Source organism: Stenotrophomonas sp. SrG, assembly GCF_050031795.1.
Classification (GTDB): domain Bacteria; phylum Pseudomonadota; class Gammaproteobacteria; order Xanthomonadales; family Xanthomonadaceae; genus Stenotrophomonas; species Stenotrophomonas rhizophila_A.
Window position 1 is genome coordinate 1 of the sequence record NZ_JBNBBE010000407.1, and the last position, 259, is coordinate 259.

Here is a 259-nt window from a genome sequence, read left to right on the forward strand (position 1 = left end):
CGCGTGCATGTCGTGATGCGACATGCCGGAATCCGGCGTGGGGGCAACGACGACTGCGCCGCTGGGCATCACGTGCGCCATGCCACCGGGCATCAGCATCACCGACGGGCCCTGCGCCTGCTGCCCGCGGCTGACCAGTGGCGCCAACGCCATCAGCAGCGTCGCCACGAAGGCGAGCTGCAGCAGGCCGGCAAACGGGCGGCGACGGCGGTTCACGGTGCGATTGTAACGGCGGGTTTCCGTGCGCACGCCGCTGAAT

The 259-nt window shown here is 69.9% G+C and carries 1 pseudogene; it reads right to left on the minus strand.

The features are described 5' to 3' along the window. A pseudogene (locus tag ACQG3P_RS20265) lies at window positions 1-216 on the minus strand (hypothetical protein); the annotation flags it as partial. Window positions 217-259: the final 43 nt, after the last annotated feature.